General features: G+C 74.0%; 12 protein-coding genes. 3 read left to right on the top strand and 9 right to left on the bottom strand.

The genetic code is table 11. The features are described from left to right. The first annotated feature begins 170 nt into the window (after positions 1 to 170). Positions 171 to 416: a DUF2630 family protein gene (locus LH044_RS03400; protein WP_227758396.1), complete on the top strand. Its 246-nt coding sequence runs from the start codon at positions 171 to 173 to the stop codon at positions 414 to 416. 113 nt (positions 417 to 529) lie between these two features. Next, a complete protein-coding gene (locus LH044_RS03395) occupies positions 530 to 1,936 on the top strand; it encodes a M1 family metallopeptidase (RefSeq protein ID WP_227758395.1) in 1,407 nt (468 codons plus the stop codon). A 156-nt stretch (positions 1,937 to 2,092) separates the two neighbouring features. On the opposite strand, the gene LH044_RS03390 is transcribed toward LH044_RS03395, so the two are convergent. The 4 genes from LH044_RS03390 to LH044_RS03375 form a co-directional block, all read right to left on the bottom strand. After that, positions 2,093 to 2,374: a GlsB/YeaQ/YmgE family stress response membrane protein gene (locus tag LH044_RS03390; protein WP_227758394.1), complete on the bottom strand. Its 282-nt coding sequence runs from the start codon at positions 2,372 to 2,374 to the stop codon at positions 2,093 to 2,095. An 80-nt stretch (positions 2,375 to 2,454) separates the two neighbouring features. Beyond that, positions 2,455 to 4,218: a beta-N-acetylhexosaminidase gene (locus LH044_RS03385; protein ID WP_227758393.1), complete on the bottom strand. Its 1,764-nt coding sequence runs from the start codon at positions 4,216 to 4,218 to the stop codon at positions 2,455 to 2,457. A 38-nt stretch (positions 4,219 to 4,256) separates the two neighbouring features. Next, the gene (locus LH044_RS03380) at positions 4,257 to 5,225 is read right to left on the bottom strand and encodes a metal-dependent hydrolase (RefSeq protein ID WP_227758392.1); all 969 of its coding nucleotides are present in this window, start codon (positions 5,223 to 5,225) and stop codon (positions 4,257 to 4,259) included. Further along, a complete protein-coding gene (locus LH044_RS03375; protein ID WP_227758391.1) occupies positions 5,222 to 5,884 on the bottom strand; it encodes a TetR/AcrR family transcriptional regulator in 663 nt (220 codons plus the stop codon). Before LH044_RS03375 ends, LH044_RS03380 begins: the two co-directional genes overlap by 4 nt. Positions 5,885 to 6,075: 191 nt before the next feature. Between LH044_RS03375 and LH044_RS03370 the strand changes: the two genes are divergently transcribed. Next, on the top strand, positions 6,076 to 7,479 hold the full coding sequence (locus LH044_RS03370) for an alpha/beta hydrolase domain-containing protein (protein ID WP_227758390.1): 1,404 nt from the start codon (positions 6,076 to 6,078) through the stop codon (positions 7,477 to 7,479). A gap of 59 nt (positions 7,480 to 7,538) precedes the next feature. Here the strand turns inward: LH044_RS03370 and LH044_RS03365 are convergent, their stop codons facing one another. The 5 genes from LH044_RS03365 to LH044_RS03345 form a co-directional block, all read right to left on the bottom strand. Further along, positions 7,539 to 7,973, bottom strand: a complete 435-nt coding sequence (locus LH044_RS03365) for a DUF2237 family protein (protein ID WP_227758389.1) — start codon at positions 7,971 to 7,973, stop codon at positions 7,539 to 7,541. Positions 7,974 to 8,002: 29 nt separating this feature from the next. After that, on the bottom strand, positions 8,003 to 9,220 hold the full coding sequence (locus LH044_RS03360; RefSeq protein ID WP_227758388.1) for a sigma-54-dependent transcriptional regulator family protein: 1,218 nt from the start codon (positions 9,218 to 9,220) through the stop codon (positions 8,003 to 8,005). Between the two features lie 319 nt (positions 9,221 to 9,539). Next, complete coding sequence (locus tag LH044_RS03355; RefSeq protein WP_227758387.1) at positions 9,540 to 11,249, bottom strand: lipocalin-like domain-containing protein; 1,710 nt, start codon at positions 11,247 to 11,249, stop codon at positions 9,540 to 9,542. A 70-nt stretch (positions 11,250 to 11,319) separates the two neighbouring features. Further along, complete coding sequence (locus tag LH044_RS03350; protein WP_227758386.1) at positions 11,320 to 12,213, bottom strand: DMT family transporter; 894 nt, start codon at positions 12,211 to 12,213, stop codon at positions 11,320 to 11,322. Positions 12,214 to 12,270: 57 nt separating this feature from the next. Continuing rightward, the gene (locus LH044_RS03345) at positions 12,271 to 13,461 is read right to left on the bottom strand and encodes an ATP-grasp domain-containing protein (RefSeq protein WP_227758385.1); all 1,191 of its coding nucleotides are present in this window, start codon (positions 13,459 to 13,461) and stop codon (positions 12,271 to 12,273) included. Between the last annotated feature and the right edge of the window lie 60 nt (positions 13,462 to 13,521).

The following is a 13,521-nucleotide window of genomic DNA, read 5'->3' as shown; positions in this document are numbered from 1 at the left end:
ACCTCCGCTGCCGGTGCGGCCCTCACACGCGGTGCCGGTGCGGCCCTCACGAACGGTGCCGGTGCGGCCCTCACAAACGGTGCCGGTGCGGCCCTCACAAACGGTGCCGGTGCGGCACACTGCCCCTGTGGCCGCCGCAGCGGCGACCACCCACACCCGAGGAGCCCGCCATGGACGACGACGCAGTGCTGAACCGGATCGGCGACCTGGTCGACGAGGAGCACCGCCTCCGAGACCACATCTCCTCCGGCGCGGAGCTCGGCGACGAGGACCGGGCGCGGCTCGACGAGATCGAGCGCCAGCTCGACCAGTGCTGGGACCTCCTCCGACAGCGCCGAGCGCGGGAGGAGTACGGCGCCGACCCCGACGGCGCGACCGCCCGACCCGAGGACACCGTCGAGCACTACCGCCAGTAGGGGGCCCCGGATCTCACCCACCACGGTCGGTCCGCCGCGACGCGTCCACCGAGCACCGGGGTCGCTCCACATCCACCGGTGACACGGGCGCAGCCTCCTCCTAGCGTGCGGCCATGCGAAGGCTCCGTGTCCTCCTCGTCGCCGTGCTCGGCTGCGCCGTCCTCCTCGTCGCGGCTCCCGCGGCCTCCGCCGGCGGGCTGCCGAAGCCCCAACCCGGGAGCACCTCGGGAGGTGACCAGTACTTCCCGGCGGCCGGCAACGGCGGCTACGACGTCCTCCACTACGACCTGACGCTGGACTACACGCCGGCCACCCGCGCGCTCACCGCACGGGCGATCGTCGCCGCGACCGCGACCTCCACGCTCTCGTCGTTCAGCCTCGACCTCCGTGACCTCACCGTCGCCAAGCTGACGGTGAACGGGCTGCCGGCCCGGTTCACGCAGACCGGTGGGGAGCTCGTCGTCACGCCGCGGCTGCCGCTGCTCAAGGGCCTGCCCTTCATCGTCGTCGTCGACTACGGCGGCACGACCGGCCAGCCCGAGGACAACACGGGTGCCCTCTACGGGTGGATCTCCTACGACGACGGCGCCTTCATCGGCAACGAGCCCGAGGGGGCCAGCACCTGGTACCCCGTGAACGACACGCCGAAGGACAAGGCCACCTACAGCTTCACCGTGACGGTCCCGCAGGGGACGACCGCCGTCGCCAACGGCACGCTCCTGTCGCAGAGCACCCGGAACGGCCGCACCACCTCGAAGTGGGTCGCGACCGACCCGATGGCGAGCTACCTGTCGATGGTCGCCACCGGCGACTACACGATCACCCGGAGCCGCACCGCGTCCGGCCTGCCGATCCTGAACGCGGTCGACGACGACCTGTCGGCCGAGGACAAGGCGGCGACGGCCGAGGTGCTGGCCAAGCAGCCCGAGATGATCGACTTCTTCCAGACGCGGTTCGGCCGCTACCCGTTCTCGTCGTTCGGCGCCGTGGTCGACGACGACACGGATGCGGGCTACGCGCTCGAGAACCAGACCCGTCCGATCTACTCAGGGGCACCCGACGAGTCGACGGTGGCCCACGAGCTCGCGCACCAGTGGTTCGGCAACAAGGTGACCCTCGGCCAGTGGCGCGACATCTGGCTCAACGAGGGCTTCGCGACCTACGCCGAGTGGCTCTGGGGCGAGCACACCGGCACCGACTCGCCGCAGGCGGGCTACGACTTCGTGATGTCGATCCCGGCGTCGAGCTCGTTCTGGACGGTGCCCACGGCGGATCCCGGCCCCGAGGACCTGTTCGCCGCCGCCACCTACTACCGAGGCGGTGCGTTCCTCCACGCCCTGCGGCTGACGATCGGCGACGACGCGTTCTGGACGGTCATCCGCCAGTGGGCGGCCCGTCCGTCCTGGGTGCCGGTGAGCACGGCGGACCTCCTGGCGCTGAGCGAGAAGGTGTCCGGGCGCCAGCTCGACACCCTGTTCGACGAGTGGCTCTACCAGCCCGACAAGCCGGCGCCGGTCTGAGCCGGCACCCGGGGCCCCGGGGCGCCGCAACATCTCACCCGTGCGTTGGACGGCGCGCGACGAGGGCCGACCCCGCGGGGTCGGCCCTCGCCGTGTCCGCACTCGGCGTGCCGAGTGGTCGAGCGATCCCGGGGACGGCTGCGCCGGCCCCAGGGATCAGACGCTCCTGGGAGTGCCCGTCCGGCCTCGGGTGACCGCCCGGAAGATCAGCAGCGCGATCACCGCACCGATGATCGAGCCGATGATGCCGGAGAGCTGCAGCGCACCGTCGGACGCGTCACGGCCGAACAGCAGCCAGCCGAGGAACCCGCCGACCAGCGAGCCGACGAGCCCGAGGACGAGCGTGCCCAGCACGCCCATCGGATCGGGTCCCGGCACCAGCGCCCGTGCGATGAAGCCGGCCAGCAGTCCGATGATCAGTGCCCAGATGATCCACATGGCGACGCCTTTCCACCCCGTGCGGACCGTTTCCGCACGCAACCGGACGGTTCCCATGGGGTGGGCGATCGAAACGTGACCTAGCGGTCGAGCGCCCGCTCGAGCAGCCGTGCGCTGTCGGCGAGGCCGCCCGGACGGCTGCGGGCGGCCCAGGTCGCCCGGTAGCCGTCGACGAGCGCCGCCAGCTCCGCGTCCTCGTCCGCCCGGTTCGACGCCGGCGCGCCGAGCCGCTCGAGCAGCCGGAGGGCGCCCTGGCGCGCCAGGCCGATGGCCACGTCGAGCTCGGCGCGGATGACGTCGCCGTCGTCGACCGTCGGCCGGGCCCGGCCGAGGTCGGCGCGCGCCCGGTCCAGGTCGTCGACGGTGGCACGGACCGCGTCGGGGTCGGCCCGGCCGTCGCTGAGGTCGGGCACCTCGGCGACGAGCGGCGGCACCAGCGGGCTCACGTTGAACGCTGCGGCGCCGGTCCGCGTCGCGACCGAGCCGATCGTCACGAGCACCTCGCCGAGCAGCCCTGCGTCGTCGCCGTGCAGGGCGTCGAGCACGGGGCCCAGGTCCAGGTCCGCGTTGGTCGCGGCGCACCAGGCGACGGCGCCGCCGAACGCGATGGCGGGATCGCTCACCGACGGCGGCTGGTGGTGGCCGTTGTCGCCCCAGTCGGTGACGAGCAGGCCTCGCACACCGTGGTCCCGCGCCGCGGTGGCGGCGTCGAGCAGGTTGCCGCGGGCGTTGTCGAGGCGGCCGACGAACGAGTTCCACGACGACGTCCCCGGTACGACCCACGGTGCCGGCCCGGCCTCGAGGAACGGCCGGAGGAGGGAGGCGAAGTCGGTCGGTGCGCCGGCGTCGATGCCCAGCCCGGCCATGATCCGGGCGACGAAGGGGTCGAGGTCGACCGGCGGCCGGTCGGGCGCCTCGTAGTTCCACACGAGCGGGGTGAGGTCCCCGTCGGGCAGGCCGTCGACCAGCTCGGGGTGGTGGCCGAGCACGTCGCCCCAGAGCTGGACGGACCGGCCCTCGTTGAGCAGCGGGTCGACGATGCGTCGGAGGTGCTCGAGGTAGACGCGGCCCACGCCCTCGGTCGCGACCCGTGCCGCGCTGGCACCCCGACCCAGCTCGAACGTCTCGTCGCAGCCGACGTTGACCGTGGGGGAGGTGATCGCCGCGCCCTGCTCCCGCACGAGGTCCAGCACGAACCGTGCGTTGTCCTCGGTCGGGGCGAGGACGCCGGGCGGCCAGCGGAAGCCCGGCACGATCTCGGCGCCGTCGGGGCACTCGGCCCGCTCCCGGTAGCGGGGGAGCGCGAGCCACCGCCCCATGTGGCCGAAGCAGTTCTGGTTGGCGACGAGCTCGATCCCGGCCGCAGCGCAGCGCTCGTCGAGCCAGCGCAGGTCCTCGGGCGTCAGGGGCGAGGCGTCGCGCCACACGTCCTCGTGCCCGGTGTAGGCGAAGGTGTGCTCGACGTAGAGCTGGAGGTGGTCGTAGCGGCAGCGCTCGAGCAGCCGGACCAGGCGCGCGAGCGTGGCCCGGGTCGGCACGCGGTCCCGGCTCACGTCGAGCATGAAGCCGCGGACGGCCACGTCGGGGTGGTCCGACACGTGCACGTGGGGGAGCGACCCGTCGCGGTCGCGCAGCTGCGCGACCGTCTGCAGGCCGTACCGCCGACCGGCGTCGTCGGCGTGGCGCAGCAGCGCGCCGTCGTCGTCGACCGCGAGCTCGTAGCCCTGGGCGGGCAGGCCGGCGTCGAGGGCGATCCGCAGCTCGGCCGTGCTGCGGCGGCTCGGGTCGTGGGACCGCACCGCACGCGGCCTCGGGAACAGCGTCGGCGGCGGTGCCCCGCTCATCGTCCGCCGCCCCGACCCACGGCGGCGAGCGTACGTGCTCAGCCCTCGGCGGACCGTCGGTTGGGGCCGGCGACGTCGGCCAGGCGCTCCGACCACTCCCGGACGAGGTCGTCGGTGTCGGTGTCGTCGGGGTGGAAGCCAGGGCGCAGGTAGCCGAGGAGGTTGCGCAGGAACCACGGGCTGAGCAGCCGCTGGCGTCGGAGGTTCCGGTGGAACCGGCGCCGGTGCGCGCGGGTGATCCCGTCGCGGTCCTCCCAGACGGCGCGCCCCCACTCGACGGCCACCGAGCCGGCCAGGACCGTCGAGGTGACGGCGAACCCTGCGACGCGGACGGCGTACCCGCCGCCCGCCGCCTCCATGACGTCGAACGCGACGTTCTTGTGCTCGAGCTCCTCGAGCGCGTGCCAGGCGATGAGGGGCTCGATCGCCTCCTGGCCGAACAGCGTGGCCCGGGTCCGGGGGTCCGACAGCACCGCCTCGGCCAGCAGGCCGGTGTAGTGCTCGGCGGCCGCCGTGGCCGCGATCGGGAGGGTGGCCGGTGGGAGGCGGGCGATGAGGTCGCACAGCACGCCGATCGTCCGGTCGGCGCGCTCGGTGCGGTAGCCCATCGACGCCAGCCGCTCGTTGAGGCGCCGGTGCTCCCGGCCGTGCATCGCCTCCTGGCCGATGAAGCCCTTCACCTGCTGCTGGAGCACGGGATCGTCGGCCACCGCGGCCCGGTGGCGGCGCACCGAGGCGACGAAGAAGTCCTCGCCGTTCGGGAACACCGCGGAGAGCGTGGCGAGGAAGTGGCTGAAGATCGGGTCGTCCGGGACGATCCACGCCGACATCTCGTGCCGGGCGTGGTCGTGGCGGAGCCGTCGGACGGGGATGCGCCGGTCGGCCGAGGGCCGGGACGGCAGCCCCGATCGGCGGGCCGCGCGCCGGTGGCCGCGGCGCGACCGGGGCGGGCGCGCCGCAGGGTCGGGTCCGGCGGTCGGCGGGGCGTGGGTGGTGGGCGTGGTCACGTGCGGCCTCCGGGTCCGGGCGGTGGGGTGCGGGCGAGGGCGGCGGCGAGCGGTGCCAGGCGGGCCGCCGACGCGATGACCTCGTCGGGATCGCCGAAGCCCTCCATGCGCGACACGGCGGCGCCCTGCAGCAGCGCGAAGGCGAACTCGACGATGCGACGGGCGGCGTCGCGGTCGTCGATCTCGGGCGAGAACCAGAGGAGCAGGTCGACCACCGTCTCCTCGAGGCTGGCGGCGACGCCGTGGACGATGCTCCGCAGCTCGTCGTCGGTGCGGGCGGCGACGACCACCTCGAGCACGGCGGCGAAGGTCGGGCCGGCGGCGATGTCCCACAGCGCCTCGACGGCCCGGTCGAGCGTCCGCTCCTCGGCCGGGACCTGCCGGAACGCCTCGGTGAAGGCCCGGGCGTGTCGGTCGAAGAGCTGCTCCACCGCGGCGACCACGAGGTCCCGCTTGGTGGGGTAGTGGTGGGTCTGCGCGCCCCGGGACACGCGGGCGTGGTCGGCGACGAGCCGGGTGGTGGTGCCCGCGTAGCCGTACTCGACGAGGCAGTCGATCGTCGCCGTCAGCAGGGCCTGCTGGGTCGCGGCGCTGCGGTCCTCCTGCGTCCTCGGCGCGGTGTTCGTGAGCGGTGCGGCCCGCTGCGGACTGGGCGCCACGGTCGTGCCTCCTGGGTCGGGGTCGGCGTGCTTGGCCTGTCGGGGTCGGCCGGATGTCGGGGCGGCCAGCTGTCGGGATCGACCGGTTCCAAGAAACCGACCGGCTGGTTTGTTTCTACGACGGATCCGGACCGGGCGCAACCCCCGACCGTCCGGCCGCGACGCCGCCCGGTCCGCCTAGCGTCGACACGGTGAGCGAGCACGCCGCCTCCCTCGAGCCGCTGACCGGCGGCGCCGGGACGAACCTGATCGGCTCGCTGGGCGCGCCCGACCTCGACGCGGCCGGCTACGTCGAGTCCGAGTGGCGCTGCACCGGCACGGCGACCTCCTACCGGGCCCCCGCCGGACTGCCGGCCGACGGTCGGTGGGCGCTCGAGCCCCGGGACCGGGCCGGGTACCGGACCCGCGCCGTCGTGCGGCGCCCCGCCGATCCGGCCGCCGCCAGCGGCGTGCTCGTCGTCGAGTGGTTGAACGTGAGCAGCGGTGCCGACGCCGCGCCCACCTACGGGTTCGCCGCGCCCGAGCTGGTCCGCCGGGGCCACACGTGGGTCGGCGTGTCGGCGCAGTGGGCCGGCATCGTCGCCGCGCCGGCGCTCGTCGACGTCGGCGGCGCCGGCGGCCTCCTCGCGCTGCAGGAGGCGGACCCGGAGCGCTACGGCGACCTGCACCACCCCGGCGACGCGTACTGCTTCGACCTCTTCACGCAGGTGGCCACCGGGTTGCTCGGCGGCGCGGCGGCCGGGGAGGCCGTGGCCGCCGGGCCGCTCGAGGGCCTGCGGCTCCGCCGGGTGCTGGCGGTCGGCGAGTCGCAGTCCGCCTACGCCCTGACGACCTACGTCAACGGCGTGCAGCCGCTCACCGGGCGGTTCGACGGCTTCCTGATCCACAGCCGGGGCGGGCCGGCCATGCCCCTCGGCGAACCCGGTCGGGGCGTCGACCTCGAGGAGGGCCGCCACGACCCTGCTGTGGTCGTCCGGGACGACCTCGACGTGCCGGTGCTGGTGCTCGAGACCGAGACCGACGTGCTCGGGCACCTCGACTACCTCCCCGCCCGCCAGGACGACGGCGTCCGGTTCCGGCTCTGGGAGGTCGCCGGCGCCGCCCACGCGGACCGATCGCTCGTCGGCGACTTCGAGACCTTCCTCGGCTGCGAGGACCCGGTCAACCGGGGCCAGCAGCGCTTCGTCGTCCGCAGCGCCCTCGCCCACCTCGTCGGGTGGACCGACGGCGGCGCCGGTCCCCCGGCGGCCGCCCGGCTCCTCGTCGAGGGCGACGTCGCCGAGGGGCGACGCGGGCTGCGGTACCGGACCGACGACGTCGGCAACGTCCTCGGCGGCGTGCGCACGCCCTGCGTCGACGCGCCGGTCGAGGTCCTGTCGGGCATGGCGTCGCCGGGCGCATCCCACGTGTGCCGGCTCTTCGGGCGGCGGGCGCCGGCCGACGAGACGGTGCTGCGGGCGCGGTACGGGTCGGTGCAGGCCTACCTGGACGCGTACGAGGGTGCGACCGACGCCGCGGTCCAGGCCGGCTTCGTGCTCGCCGACGACCGCGACGAGGTGCTCGCCGACGCCCACCCGGAGCTCATCACCTGGTGACGAGCCGAGCGGGCTCGTCGGTCCGCCCGCGTCGGCGAACCCGGCGGGTGACGGACCGGTCAGTCGTCGAGGCTGCCGAGGTCGTCGGGGACGTCGACGGCGTGCTGGCGCAGCACGTCGAGCGGGACGAGATCGAGCACGCGCTCGTTGGTCGACGCCAGCACGACCGGTGCCGCGGCGCCGTCCCGGTGGGCGCGGAGCCAGTTGACGGCGGTCACGCACCAGCGGTCGCCCGGCACGAGTCCCGGGAAGCGGTACATCGGGGCCGGCGTGACCAGGTCGTTGCCGATCGAGCGCTGGTGCTCGAGGAACTCGGCCGAGACGACCGCGCAGATCGTGTGGCTGCCGAGGTCCTCGGGACCGGTCCGGCAGCAGCCGTCGCGGAAGAAGCCGGTGAGCGGCTCGGTGCCGCACTCCTGGAGCGGGCCGCCGAGCACGTTGCGCTCCACCTCGGAGCCGGCGCTCGACGGGTCGGACTGCGACGGGTGCTGCACGCCCCCAGCCTGCCCCAAGTCAGGGCGGCTCAGAGGCGGCGGGCGCGATCGAGGCGGGCGATCGCCCGGTGGTGCTCGGGATCCTGCCGGTCCGCCCGGCGGGCGGCGGTCTCGAGCACGTGCTCGTCCCACGGCTGGACGGTGGCGTAGCGCAGGAGGTCGCCGCTCGTGCCGCCCGCGAGCAGCGCCTCGCGGAGCTCGACGTCGACGAGGTGGCGGTGGTCGACGACCGCGGGAGCCTCGCTGTCGGGCAGCAGCGAGCCCGTGTAGCGGCCGACCGCGTCGGCCAGCGCGCCGGCGTCGAGGTCGGCCTGCAGGGCGACGACGTCCACCTGCGTCGGCAGCGTCAGCCGGTAGGGCCGCGAGCCGATCCCGCCGCCGAGCTTGGCCCGGAGGTGCGAGAGCTCGGCCTTGATCGTCGCGGCGGTCACCGGCCGGTCGCCGTAGACGTGGAGCTGGAGCTCGTCGAGCGACGAGGGCCCGATGATGGCGAGCGCGGCGAGGAGCTCGAACTGGCGCGGCGTGAGCGCGAGCTCGCGCCCGCCGAGCCGGGCCGAGGGGTGACCGAGCAGCTGCAGCTCGAGCAGCGGGCTGTCGCCTTCCTCGTCGACGCCGTCGAGCCGGGCCGGCTCCCGCGCCCCGGCGGTCGGGAGGTGGGCCTGCACCAGCCTGCTCAGCGTGGCGACCGTGACCTCGGCGAGCGGCGAGGCGGTGTCCCAGCGGCCGGAGAGGTCGATCACGCCCAGCGAGCGGCCGTGCTCATCGATGACCGGCGCCGACCAGCACACCCAGTCCCGGACGGCGTCGCACCAGTGCTCGGCCGAGAAGACGGTGGCGGGGCGGCGGGTGCGCAGCGCCAAGCCGAGGGCGTTGGTGCCGGCCGAGGTCTCGTCCCACCGCCCGCCGGGCACGAACCCCACCCGCTCGGCGTCCCGGCGCATCGAGCGGCCGCCGGCGCTCCAGAGGATCCGGCCGTCGGCATCGGTCACGGCGGCGACCAGGTCGCCGAGCTCCGCCGCCTGCGTCAGCTGGTCCTCGAGGCCCACGTCGGCGCGGCGGATCGCCGAGGAGTCCCAGCGCGACCGGACCTCGGACTCGTCGACGTCGACCGGGGCCGCCGACGCCGCTGCGTCGACCGCCACCTCCTGGCAGCGCGACCACGACTCGCCGATCTGCGGGCGCGGCCGTCCGGACTCGCGGGCCTCCTCGACCTCGCGGCGGCGGCGTTGGAGCTCGGGATCGGCCAACCGGCGTGCTCCCCCTCGCGGCGGTGGTGGCGGCGGAGCGGTCGCGCCGGAGCGGGGATCGCACCAACCTTCCGCCAACCCTACGCCCCGCACGATGGGCGACGCCGGTCGCACCGCGTGCGACCGCCCGGCTCCGGCCGGGGGCGCCAGCACCCGCTCGACGCCAGCCGGGGTGGACACCGCCACCGTCCGTCCCAGCATCCCTCCCCGGATGGTGGACGCCACCCCGGCGGCGACCGAGCCGGCGCGCTGACGCCATCTGACGACCCGTGCGGTCGTCAGATGGCGCCAGGACCGTGGTGGGGCGCGCGGTGGGGTTTCAGCCGGCGGGCGGCGCGGGGTCCGGGTCCATGAAGAACTGCAGCCCCTTGGCCTCGGCCACGATGCGGGCCAGCTCGTCCTGGTGGTCGGCCACGAACGCGGCGTTGGCGGCGGCGAGCTCCGGCGACGGGATCGGCTCCGCCGCGAGCGCGACCGTCGCGTCGTCGTCGGGCAGCCCGGCGAGCCGCAGCTGGTCGCGCAGCGTGTCGGAGAAGGCGACCGCCTCGGCGAAGCCGCGGCCGATGTCGGTGCCCGACGAGTCCCGGACGACCACCGCGCCCTCGCAGATCTGCACGCCGTTGGCGAAGAACGCCGACTGGCCGCCCTCGACGATCGGGGTGAGCGTGAAGGTGGCGATGTCGTCGGGCAGGTCCTCGAACTCGAACCGGTAGTGGTCCGGGTGCCACGTGTGGGTCGCCGGGTACCGGTCGGGTCGCGGGGTGTGCTCCACCTTCACCCAGCGGTCGACGTGGACGGTGCCCCACACCATCCGGGTGGCGCCGTCGGCGTCCATGTAGGTGCCCCCGACGCGCCGCACCATCTCGGGCGGCGGATCCTCGCCGGTGCAGCCGTAGAACGCAGCGAAGTCCGAGCGGTGCGGGGCGAACATCGTCACCTGGCGGTCGCCCACGAGGTGCGTCATGAACCAGTCCCAGCCCGACGGATCGGGTCGACCGATCGAGTTCGACGCACGGATGACCTCGCTCGTCGACATGCCGGACAGGAAGCCCCACTGGTGGTCGAACCAGAGCTCGCCCCGGACGATCGGGATGACCCTGCCGTCGATCGAGATCGTGCTCGTCGGCTCGCCGTCGGCGCCGGTCTCGGCGGCGAGCTGGATCGCGGGGACCGAGTAGTAGAAGGTGCCGACGCCGGCGACCGACGGCATGGCGCCGTGGTCGCCCTGCTCCAGGACGCCCTTGCCGTGGTCCAGCCGGAGGTCGCACGCGAGCGCGAGCGGCTCGTCGCCCCCGAGGTCGAGGCCGGTGGCCCGGACCCGCATGGGGAGCAGGCCGTCGCGGCCCGCCGACTCGAACGAGTTGATGCCGACGCTGAACGAGAAGGGCGACGCGTTGGTGCGGACCAGCCCGCTGGTGCCGAGCGTGACCAGCGGCTCGGCCTGGTGGTGGCGGTCGCCACGGGTGCTGATGGCGAACTGGACCTCGACCGCCAGGTTGTCGAGCGGGGAGAGGCCGACCTCCTTGGCGAAGTCGGGCGGGAACATCGCCTGCTCGAACAGCATGAACTCGATGCCGTACTCGTTGCCGTCGGCGTCCCACAGGCTGCCGACGAGGAAGTGCCACCCGACCTGCGCGCCCAGGTCGACCTGGTCGTCGCGGGGGAACTCCAGGTGCACCTCGGACGGCATCGGGTCGTAGCCCATGTTCGACGCGCTGCCCATCAGGTTGCGCATGACGTAGGCCTGCAGCGGCGTGAGCCGGTCGCAGTGCTCGAGCATCGTCCGCCACAGCTCGCTGCGGTCCGGGACGTGGCTGACCGGGTTCTCCAGCAGGTGCTGGAGGTAGCGGCGCATCCGCGTGGCGATCTCCTCGGGGCTGTTGCGCCGGCTGGTCAGCGTGGCGAGCGTGCCCGGGTCGATCCGCGACGGGTCGAACAAGTCGAGGCCCAGCAGGTGGGCGGTGTCCTGCAACGTCGACTCGTCGAGCGTGCCGGTGGACGGGTCCTGGGTCGTGCGCGTGGTGGTCACCACCCTCCCGTCGGCACCGCAGCGCGCTTCTTTCGCAGAACCGGGAGGATCTCCCTCGTCCCGGGCACCGTCAGGGTCGGGCGGCGCGGGCGGGGGCGGTCGCCGGGGTGCCGCCCTCGACCGCCGGTGCGGCGAGCCGGCCGAGCTTGATGGTCGCCAGGACCATGCCGACGAGCGCGGCGAGCAGCAGCGCGTCCTGCGCCCCCTCGATCTTCAGGTGCTCCTGGTAGGCGGTCAGCCCGAGCGCCATGGCCACGATCGGCTTGAGGACCGTGACCGTCGGGAGGCTGGTCTGCACGTCGCCCGCCTGGTAGCTGGACTGCTGCCAGAACGTGCCCAAGCTGGCCGTGATCGCCATGCCCCACAGCTCCCACGTCGTGAGGCCGGCCACGATGCCGTCGCTGAAGCCGTCGATGCCCGACTTGGTCAGCGGCGCCGACAGCCCGAGCAGCACGCCGGCGGCCACGGCCAGCACGAGCGAGCGCTTGGTGCCGTGCGGCAGCGAGCCCGCCGACCAGACGCAGGTCGCGACCAGCGGGGTGCAGATGACCAGCGCCGGCAGCCACGACGGGAACGGCGGGCGGTCGAGGCCGGCCGTCGGCTCGCCGAGGATGACGAAGAGGGCGAGCGAAACGATCAGCACACCCGACCACGCCCACTCCTCGAGCGTCAGGCGGCGCTTGTTGGCCCACGCCGCCAGCGGCAGGGCGAACAGCAGCGTCGTGACGAGCAGCGGCTGGACGAGCAGCAGGCTGCCGACCGCGAGCGCCCAGGCCTGCACACCGAAGCCGGCGATGTCGGCGCAGATGCCGGCGACCCAGACGGGCCGGCGGACGAGCGAGGCGAGCATCCCGGCGCCGAGCGCGTCGTCGTCGCTGATCGTGCTCGTGCCGCGCTGCTGCAGGACCGAGGCGAGCGCGAAGAGCATCGCGGCGACGATCGAGAGGACGATGGCGAGGGCCATGGCGGTCGGGGTGCCTCGGGGGTCGGCGGGACGGGGGCGGACGGGCGGGTCGGCGCGTCAGGAGATGGCGGTGCCGTCCCACTGGACGTCGAAGAACTGCGCGGCGACGAGGTCCTCGCGCGAGGCCTTGTCGAGCCCGAGGGCGTGGCGGTACTGGCGAACGTGCTGCAGCGACAGGACGGTGTACAGCAGCGGCAGGTGGTCGTGGTCCTGGCTGTAGACGCCCTTCGCCCCCTTCGCGGCCTCGGCGTCGGCCTTGGCCCGGCGGAGGTGCAGGAGCATGTCCCGCAGCACAGCCTCCTTGATCATCTTCTTGCGGCCGGCGGGGACGACGACGGGTCCGTCGGGGACCGGCCCGAACAGCGCGGCGTCGAGCTCCTCGGAGGTCGCGACCGTGCAGCCCGCCGTCGGCCGAGGGTTGCACTCGACCATGTGGTGCACGCCGTCGGCGGTCTTCAGGTAGTCGAAGCTGATCTGGCCGTTCCAGCCGAGCTCGCCGACGATGCGCTGGGCGGCGTCGAGCGTCTCGGGTGCGTCGACCGACTCGAAGACGATGCCGCCGCGGTCGTCGATCTCGAGCGGGTGCTCGTAGGTGGAGTGGAGGACGATCTCCCCGTCCCTCACGACGCTCCAGCTGCAGCGGTCGACGCCCTCGAGGTACTCCTGCACGAGCCACGGGTCGTCGGACGTCGGGTGGATGTCGTCGGGGCTCGACTCGTCGGCCAGCGGCCCGGAGTTGGTCAGGATGTCGAGGCCGCCGCGGCCGAACGCGGCGCGGGCGAACCAGTGGTCCCAGTGCCCGATGGCCGCCTTCAGCTCGGCGTCGTCGGTGGCCGTGATCGACTCGGCCACCGGCAGCCCGAGGTCACGGCACAGCTGCGCGAACGTCACCTTGTCGTGCACCTTGGCGAGCGTGTCGAAGTCGGGGAAGAACAGCGTGGCGCCGGTCGGCTCGAGCCGGTCGCGGTGGGCGGCGAGGTAGAAGACCTCCTCGAACATCGGCAGCAGGAACTGGATGTCGTGCGCCGCGATGGCGGCGACCACGTCGGCGATGAACTGCTCGGTCTCCTGCGTCGGCGCCGCCGTGACGATGTGGTCGGCGGCGCCGCGCGAGTGGCTGCCGGGGGCGGCGGCGAACGTGTCGGACGCCGTCACGACGTTGCCGGTCTCGCCGAGCTTGTGGATCTCGTCGACCGCGAACGGCATGCGCGACGTGGTCACCAGGACGTTGACGGGAGGGTGCGCCATCGGGCGAGCGTATCGGCGCGCCGATCGGATCCGGCGTGACCACGAGGGTGATCCGGGGCG

Source organism: Dermatobacter hominis (assembly GCF_020715685.1).
Lineage (GTDB): Bacteria > Actinomycetota > Acidimicrobiia > Acidimicrobiales > Microtrichaceae > Dermatobacter > Dermatobacter hominis.
Note: the sequence above shows the minus strand (reverse complement) of the source record. Positions and strands in the feature narration are given on the sequence as shown.

Excerpts from the sequence above, each read along its gene's own strand:
- LH044_RS03400 (WP_227758396.1), top strand. The coding sequence starts at position 171 with ATGGACGACGACGCAGTGCTGAACCGGATCGGCGACCTGGTCGACGAG.
- LH044_RS03390 (WP_227758394.1), bottom strand. The coding sequence starts at position 2,374 with ATGTGGATCATCTGGGCACTGATCATCGGACTGCTGGCCGGCTTCATC.
- LH044_RS03385 (WP_227758393.1), bottom strand. The coding sequence starts at position 4,218 with ATGAGCGGGGCACCGCCGCCGACGCTGTTCCCGAGGCCGCGTGCGGTG.
- LH044_RS03345 (WP_227758385.1), bottom strand. The coding sequence starts at position 13,461 with ATGGCGCACCCTCCCGTCAACGTCCTGGTGACCACGTCGCGCATGCCG.
- LH044_RS03350 (WP_227758386.1), bottom strand. The coding sequence starts at position 12,213 with ATGGCCCTCGCCATCGTCCTCTCGATCGTCGCCGCGATGCTCTTCGCG.
- LH044_RS03395 (WP_227758395.1), top strand. The coding sequence starts at position 530 with ATGCGAAGGCTCCGTGTCCTCCTCGTCGCCGTGCTCGGCTGCGCCGTC.